Source organism: Spirosoma sp. 48-14 (genome assembly GCF_001898575.1).
In the GTDB taxonomy this organism is placed as follows: Bacteria; Bacteroidota; Bacteroidia; order Cytophagales; family Spirosomataceae; genus Spirosoma.
In genome coordinates, this window is record NZ_MKUD01000063.1 from 293,256 (window position 1) to 299,640 (window position 6,385).

Annotated in this window: 3 protein-coding genes; all 3 read left to right on the forward strand. The window is 52.2% G+C overall.

What is annotated here, in order from left to right; genetic code table 11:
• The coding region (locus BGO59_RS28285; RefSeq protein ID WP_293689399.1) for an ABC transporter permease at positions 1-2,297 on the forward strand (2,297 nt) is incomplete at its 5' end.
• Between the two features lie 99 nt (positions 2,298-2,396).
• Positions 2,397-4,829 (forward strand): ABC transporter permease, encoded by a 2,433-nt coding sequence (locus BGO59_RS28290; protein ID WP_293689401.1) that lies wholly within the window; start codon positions 2,397-2,399, stop codon positions 4,827-4,829.
• Between the two features lie 116 nt (positions 4,830-4,945).
• The coding region (locus BGO59_RS28295) for an ABC transporter permease (protein ID WP_293689403.1) at positions 4,946-6,385 on the forward strand (1,440 nt) is incomplete at its 3' end.

Below are 6,385 nucleotides of genomic sequence, written 5' to 3' on the forward strand. Positions count from 1 at the left end.
GCCACTGGTCCAATGGTGACCGAATCTACCGCATGGCACTGGAACGGATCTATCCGGGGCGAAGTACCAGGTATGCGATTATTCCGCCCTCCTACGCCCAGTCGGTGAAGAAGGAAATCCCGGAAATCGAGCAAACGACGCGGGTGTTCACCTTCGGCAACAACCAGCAACCTACGCTCATCAAACTGGACGGCCGGACGCTGGAAGAAAAGGGGTTTCTGGCAGTCGACTCTACCTTTTTTCAGGTCTTTCAAATCCCATTACTACGAGGTCAGGCCGATAAGGTTCTGAGTCGTCCGAATACGGTTGTACTGACCGAAAGCACCGCCCGGCGGTTGTTTGGCAATGCGAACCCAATCGGAAAAATGTTTGAAGTGATACAGGGCCCCAAGCTGGAAGTGACCGGCATTTGTCCTGACCCTACGCATAACGCACACTTTACGTTTAATTTCTTATCGTCCACGCGTGGGTTTCCGCTGGCCGAACAGCTCAATCACATCAGTTTTGCCGCCCATACGTACCTGCTCCTGCGCCCAAATACCCGACCGGAAGCCGTCGAAGCTAAACTACCCACCGTAGTCGAAAAATATGCGGCTGGTGAAGTGGAACGCACGTTCGGTGTTTCGTACCCCGACTACGTGAAGGCCGGCAACGGTTATTTTTATTTCCTGCAACCGTTACCCGCTATTCACCTCGACTCCCATCTGGAAGCTGAATACCAGCCCAATGGAAGTCGGTCGCTGGTATCGATTTTTTCGATCATTGCGGCTTTTGTGCTGTTGATCGCCTGTATCAACTTCATGAATCTGGCTACGGCCCGGTCATCGGAGCGGGCGCGGGAAGTCGGCATCCGGAAATCGCTGGGGTCGACCAAACAACAACTGGCCGGTCAATTTCTGACTGAATCGGTGCTGCTCAGCCTTGCCAGTTTGCTCGTTGCCGGTGTACTGGTTTCGGCACTACTTACCCCATTCAATACCTTAGCAAGCAAGTCGCTTACAGTAAGCTCGCTGGTTCGCTGGGAAACATTACCGTTGTTAATCGGAGGTGCCGTTGCCGTAGGTTTATTGGCTGGCAGTTATCCGGCGGGGGTATTATCGGCGTTTGAGCCAATCAAAGTGCTGAAAGGTCGGTTCTCATCAACCAAACAGGGGCATTGGCTCCGAAACGGATTAGTTGTATTTCAGTTTGCGATTTCGGTACTCCTGATCGTCAGCACCATTGTGGTATTTAGCCAGTTGAATTTTATTCAGCAGAAAGAGCTGGGCTTTACTAAAGAATCGGTCGTTACGGTAAAAAGCGCCTTTTTTCTGGGCAACAATACCGAAGCCTTCAAGCAGGAAATTGCCAAACTATCGGGCATAGCGAGTGTAGGCGGCACCAGCAGCGCACCGGGTGAAGAAGGCTTTTTCGGCATAACCTTCCGCAAAAACGGCGACAACGAAACCGTAACGGGCAAAGGCTGTGCAGTGGATGAACAATACCTTCAGACCATGCAGATGACTATGCTGGCTGGTCGCCCGTTCAGCCGCCAGTTCAACGATTCGCTTTCGGTTATTCTCAACGAAGAAGCAGCCTGGCAACTAGGTATGTCCAATCCTATCGGCAAACAGATTACCAGTCCCGATAACTTCACCCAGCAGGATGGACCACCCATTACCTACACGGTGGTTGGTATAGTCCGCAATTTCCACTTTGGTTCGTTGCATCAGCACATCAGCCCGCTGTTTATTCTGAACGACCGAATCTTCCGCCGGACCGACAACCAGGTAGCCATTCGGGTTCGGGCCGATAATCCGAGCGCAGTGGTGAGTCAGGTCGAACAGGTCTGGAAACGTTACCTCCCCGACCAGCCTTTCCATTACTCCTACCTGGCCGCCGACTGGAGTGACCTCTATAAGTCGGAGCAGGTGGCCCAGCGGATTTTTGGGCTGTTTGCCATGCTCGCCATTTTCATCGCCTGCATGGGTTTGTTGGGGCTGGCAATGTACGTGATCCGGTTGCGGACCAAAGAAATTGGCATTCGGAAAGTACTGGGGGCTTCAACACCGGGGCTGGTTGCCTTACTCTCGAAAGATTTCCTGAAACTGGTCCTGATCGCCATTGTGATTGCGTCGCCCATTGCCTGGTATGTAATGAATCGCTGGCTTCAGGAGTTTGCCTATAAAATCGACATTGAGTGGTGGATGTTTGCCGTGGCTGGGCTGCTGGCAGTAGGCATTGCTGTACTGACCGTAAGTTTTCAGTCGATCAAAGCAGCGTTAACGAATCCGATTACGTCTTTGCGGAGTGAATAACATACTGGTAGAGACGCGACACCTCGCGTCTCATTACCGGATGGTTTATTGCTGACGCTCATGAGACGCGAGGTATCGCGTCTCTACACGAATTTCCCTATGCTACAAAATTATTTCAAAATCGCCTGGCGGAATCTGGTCCGCAACAAAGCCTTCTCGGCTATCAATATCCTGGGGCTTGCCATCGGCATTGCGGCCTGTGTGCTTATTCTGCAATACGTCACGTTTGAGCTAAGCTATGATGATTTCCATACCAAAGGCAATCGGATCTACCGCGTTCTACAGGATCGGTACGACAAAGGGAAGCTCAGTACGCAATGGGCCGGTGGTGCTCAGGCAGCTGGCAATTCGTTCAAAGCGGCTTTTGGCGAGGTTGAGGATTATGTAAAAGTGCTGAAACGTCGGGCAGTCATTGCCGACTATGGCGAGAAAAGCCTGAAGGTTGAGCGGGTCTTTATTGCCAGCGAATCGTTCTTCAAGATTTTCTCCTATCCGCTTATTGCTGGCGACGTCAATACGATTCTGGCCGAACCCAATACGGTTGCCCTGTCGGAATCGGTCGCGCATCGGTTGTTTGGTAATGAAAATCCGATGGGCAAAACCATCCGTATCAATCAGGAGCGGGCGGTTAAGGTCACGGGCGTGTATCAGGATATGCCTGCCAATACACATCTCCACGCAGATCTACTGATTCCTCACGTTACCTTCATCAAGGAAGTCGGCAAAGACAATAACCCCGATCAGGCCTGGATGTGGGATGGAGCCCTTTCGTATCTGCTACTTCGGCCCAATCGCAACGGCGAACCGGCCGACCCCAAGGCCCTCGAAGCCAAATTTGCACCGTATATCCAGAAAACTATTGGCGCTGAACTGAAAAAATACGATGCCGATGCGGTCTACAAACTCCAACCCCTGCGCGACATCCATTTGTATTCGCACTATATGGAGGAGGCCGAACCCAATGGCGACGGCAACACGGTGTATTTACTGCTGGGCATTGCCTTCTTCATTGTCGTGATTGCCTGGGTCAACTACATCAATCTGGCTACTGCCCGCGCCATCAACCGGGCCAAAGAGGTAGGCGTTCGGAAAGCAGTAGGGTCGTTACGAGGGCAGCTTATCCGGCAGTTCATGACCGAATCGGTCGTACTTAATGGGCTGGCCGTTGGTCTGGCGTTGGTGATTGTCGCCGTATCGATACCGATGTTCAACCAACTGTCGGGTCAGCAAATGTCGTTTTCACTGCTGGCAAGTCCTACCTTCTGGTTACCGTTGCTCGGGCTGTTTGTCATCGGTGCCTTTCTGTCGGGCTTATATCCGGCATTTGTTCTGTCAGGGTTTAAGCCCGTGTCGGTGCTGAAAGGTAAGGTCAGTACCTCATCCCAGGGTATTGTCCTGCGTAAATCGCTGGTCGTGTTTCAGTTTGCGGCTTCCCTGTTTTTGCTGGTCGGCACGCTGGCTGTCTTCCATCAGATCCAATACATGCGAGCGCAAAGCCTGGGCCTCAATATCGACCAGACGCTGGTGATCAATCCGCCCATTGTGAAAACCGACTCCACCTTTATGCGGCAGATGCTGGCCTTTAAAGATGAGCTTCTCCGTCGGCCCGGCATCCAGTCCATTGCCGCTTCGACAGTGGTACCGGGGCAGGCTTCAGACTGGAATGCGGGGGGTATCCGACTCAAGGGAACCGACGAAAGCAAAAGTCAGCAATACCGAATCATTGGCGTCGATTACGATTTCCTGAAAACCTTCGACCTGAAACTGCTGGCCGGGCGTAATTTTGCTAAAGAATTCGGCAGCGACCCCAAAGCCCTCATTTTCAACAAAAAAGCCGTTCAGCAATTGGGCTTCAACCGACCGGAGGATGCCATTGGCAAGCAAATCGAGTTTTGGGGCGAAACCTTTACGCTGGTTGGGGTTACGGACAATTTCCATCAGCAATCCTTGCGCGATGCCTATGAGCCGCTCATCCTGCGCCTGATTCCCGATGTGCGAGGCTATTTTTCTATCAAGCTGGCATCCAGCGAACTCAACAGCACCATCGAAACCATTCGGACGGAGTGGAATCACTTTTTCCCCGGCAACCCGTTTGAGTACTCATTTCTGGATGAACGGTTCAACGAACAATACCGCGCCGACCAGCGATTCGGTCAGGTGTTTGGCTTATTCACGGGACTGGCCATTCTGGTCGCCTGCCTGGGACTCTTCGGCCTCGCTTCGTTCACGACAGCGCAACGCACCAAGGAAATTGGCATTCGGAAGGTACTGGGCGCATCGGTCGCTGAAATTGTGCAGATGCTATACCGTGAATTTGCGGTGTTGATTCTGATCGCTTTTGTTGTAGCAACGCCACTGGCCTGGTATGCCATTAGTCAATGGCTCCAGGGGTATGCTTTCCGGGCTACGATCCAGTGGTGGCTCTTTGCGCTACCGTTTGCCTTAGTGCTATTGATTGCATTAATGACGGTTAGCTTTCAGAGTATCAAAGCCGCACTAGCCAATCCAGTGAAATCATTACGATCCGAATAAATGTAGAGACGCGATCCCTCGCGTCTCCTGACCGGATGGCATTTTTGACCGGATGGTTTATTGCTGACGCACAGAAGACGCGAGGGATCGCGTCTCTACATAAAACCCTCTTTCTTATGCTCCAGAACTATCTCAAAATCGCCTGGCGGGGGCTGCTGAAAAACCGCCTGTTCACCTTTCTCAACCTGCTTGGGCTGGCAACCGGACTGGCCGTTGCCCTGTTGCTGATGTTGTATGTGAAAGACGAACTCCTGTTCGACAAGTACCATACTAAAGCGGACCGGATTTACCGGGTTGGATTAACGGCCACGTTCGATGGTAAAAGCATGAACTGGGCCAACGCCCCCAATGCCGTCGGGCCGGCCCTCAAAGCCGATATTCCTACGGTAGAGCAACAAGCCCGGTTTCTCCGTCATAATTTTGGCCAAACGGCTTTTGTCAAATCCGGTGATAAGAAATTTGCGGAGAATAATTTTTACTGGGCCGATGGTAGCCTGTTCGACATCTTCGACGTTGAGCTGGCGAAAGGTAATCCTAAAACAGTGCTGGACGGCCCCCACAAGGTTGTGCTGAGCCAGGCAACCGCCGAACGGTATTTCGGTAGTGATAACCCGGTTGGAAAAATCCTGTACGTCGATAATAAAGATACGCTGGAGGTAACGGGAGTCTACAAAAACTTTCCTGGCACCTCGACGCTGGATGCCGATATGATTGGCTCGTTCAGCAGTGTTCGCTGGGCCCAAAACCCAAGCTGGAGTAACGCCAGTTTTGAAACCTATATCCTGCTCCGTCCGCAGGCGCAGGAGGCACAGGTCGAAAGTCAGATGGCGGGGCTTGTGGACAAAAACGTACCCAAGGCCGAGCAATGGTTCAAAATCTGGCTTCAACCGCTTACAGATGTCCACCTGCACTCGGCCGATATGACCAACGCCAACACCACTCGTATCGGCGATCTACGTCAGGTTAAGATTCTGCTTATCCTCGCCATTGTCATTCTGCTGATTGCCTCGATCAACTACATGAATCTGGCAACGGCCAAAGCGCAGATTCGCTTTCGTGAGGTTGGGGTGATCAAAACCGTCGGAGCATCGGCCAGGCATCTCATCGCCCGCTTTTACCTGGAAACAGGCCTGATGGTTACGCTAGCCCTTATACTGGCGACTGGCCTGGTTACCCTGGGACTGCCGCTTTTCAATCAGATGACAGACAAGCAAATTCCGTTCATGGCCCTGCTAACGCCCGAAGTAGTCGTCGGGCTTTTGTTGATCGGTCTGCTCATTACGCTCATTGCGGGTTCCTATCCGGCCTTTTACCTGTCGTCGTTTTCGCCCAAATACCTGCTCAGTGCTAGCTTCCGAAATCAGTCGGGGGCGGGTCTGTTCCGGCGGTCGCTGGTGGTGATTCAGTTTGCGGCCTCGGTGATTCTGATGGTTTGTACGTTCATTTTCTACCAGCAGCTGCAGTTTATTCAGGCACAAAAACTAGGCTATGAACCCACGCAGGTTGTGGCGGTTATGACATCGGCAGCAAAGGATATAAGCCAGATCGATGCCCTG

Excerpts from the sequence above, each read along its gene's own strand:
- BGO59_RS28290 (WP_293689401.1), top strand. The coding sequence starts at position 2,397 with ATGCTACAAAATTATTTCAAAATCGCCTGGCGGAATCTGGTCCGCAAC.